This is a genomic window from Streptomyces sp. NPDC055078 (assembly GCF_053607985.1).
Window position 1 is genome coordinate 1040 of sequence record NZ_JBSGUP010000805.1, and the last position, 2289, is coordinate 3328.

The 2289-nt window shown below is 69.9% G+C and carries 1 protein-coding gene; it reads left to right on the plus strand.

Annotated features, from left to right (window positions below; genetic code table 11):
* A partial coding sequence (locus tag ACWF94_RS36985) for a S8 family serine peptidase (protein WP_453499058.1) occupies nt 1–2289 on the plus strand: 2289 nt, incomplete at both ends.

Genomic DNA, 2289 nt, shown 5'->3' on the forward strand with positions numbered 1-2289 from the left:
GTCGACCCGTTGGAGGCGGCGGTCGACCGGCTCTCCGCGGAGAAGGGCGTCCTGTTCGCCGTCGCGTCGGGCAACGAAGGGCCGGGCACTGTCGGTTCGCCCGGTACCGCGGACTCCGCACTCACCGTCGGCGCCGTGGACGGCCAGGACCGGCTGGCCGGATTCTCCAGCGGCGGCCCGCGCATGGGTGACGGCGCCATCAAGCCGGACGTCACCGCGCCCGGCGTGGACATCGCCGCAGCGGCCGCCAAGGGCGGCTCCGGCCAGAAACCGCCCGGCTATACGACGATGTCCGGTACGTCGATGTCGACCCCGCATGCCGCCGGTGCCGCCGCCATCCTCAGGCAGCAGCACCCGGACTGGACGTACGCCCAGATCAAGAGCGCGATCGTCGGCTCCGCCAAGGGCGGCGACTACACCGCGCACGAGCAGGGCTCGGGCCGTATTCAGGTCGACCGGGCCATCAGGCAGTCCGTGGTCGCGGAACCGGTCTCGGTGAACTTCGGCACCCGGCAGTGGCCGCACACCGACGACAAGCCGGTCACCCGGCAGGTGACCTACCGCAACCTCGGCGCCGAGCCCGTCACGCTCTCGCTGTCGGCCACCGGTGCCGACCCTCAGGGCCGCCCGGCCCCGGCCGGGTTCTTCAGGCTGAGTGCGGACAACGTGACCGTCCCGGCGGGCGGTAGCGCCTCCGTCGGTCTCACCGCGGACACCCGGCTCGGCGGCACGGTGGAGGGCGCCTACTCCGCGTTCGTCACGGCGACGGACGGCGAGCAGAGTGTGCGTACGGCCGCCACGGTGAACCGTGAACCGGAGTCCTACGACCTCACCGTCCGCTATCTCGGCCGCGACGGCAAGGGGGCCAAGGGCCACTTCGGCTACCTGGTGGGCCGGAGCGGGGAGGCCAACGGGAAGTTCATCGAGGCCACCGCCGCGAACTCCAGCACCGTCACGGTCCGGGTCCCGAAGGGGAGTTACTCCTTCAACTCCTGGGTGATGGAAGACCGGCAGGACTCGACCAAGGGGTCCGACTGGCTGGCCCGGCCGAAGCTGGACATGGGCAGGGACACCACGATCACCGCGGACGCCCGTACCGCCAAGCCGGTCGCCGTAACTGTCCCGGACCGTGCGGCCACGCTGGAACACGCGGTCGTCGGCTACGAGATCGGGGCGGGCAGCAACAGACACGTCCTCGGCACATGGATCGAAACGTTCGCCAACGTCCGTTCCGCCCACCTCGGCCCGCGGGTCACCGGCGGTTCGCTGCACCAGCAGTGGAACGCGCACTGGGCCGGCGGCGGGAACAAGCAGTACTCCACCACCGCGGGCGGCCCCGTCCAGCGGCTGGCCACCGGTTACACCAAGCACTACCGCACCGGTGATTTCGCCACCGTCAAGGTGAGCGCGGGTGCCCCGGCGGCCGGCAAGCAGGGCATGGTCAGGGCAGTCGGCCGACTGTCCGGTGCCGAAGAGGTCTGGGGAAGTTTCCCCGCGGTGCGGGATCTGCCCGCCACCCGGACGCTGTATGTGTCCGCGGACAAGGGGGTGAAGTGGGATGTGGACTTCATTCAGTTCAGCGGGCGTGACAGCTCCAGGGCCGAGGCCGAGGCCGAGTACAGCGTCGACCGCCGGGCGTCCTTCAAGGCGCGAAAGACCTACGCCAGGACCGTCAACCGGGCGGTCTTCGGCCCGACCCTGACCAGCGGCCATGGCCTCTCGCGCACGGGTGACGAGATCAGGGGCTCGGTGCCGCTGCTCGCCGACTCCCGGCGCAACCCCGGCCTGTCCTTGCTCACCTCGGTGAAGACGACGCTGTACCGCAACGGCACCGAGATCGGCACCAACCAGGATCCGCTGACGGGCCAGGAGGTCTTCAAAGTCCCCTCCGGTGAAGCCGGGTACCGCCTGACCACCTCGGTCGAGCGGAGCCCCGAGGTCGCGGGCGCGTCCACCCGGATCGACGCGAGCTGGACCTTCCGTTCCCAGCGGACCACCCGGGAGACGCGGCTCCCGGCGTCCATGGTCCGCTTCGAAGCCGGCACCGACCTGAACAGCCGCGTCACGGCCGGCCGCACGGCCACCGTCCCGGTCGTGATCGAGGGCGCCGCCAAGGACGGCAACCACAAGTCACTGTCCGTGTACGTCTCGTACGACCAGGGCCGGTCCTGGAAGAAGCACAAGGTCAACAACGGCGAGATCAGCGTCAGGAACCCGGCGAAGGGCAAATCGATCTCATTCCGCGCCGAGGTCACCGACAAACAGAACAACAGGTCCACGATCTTGATC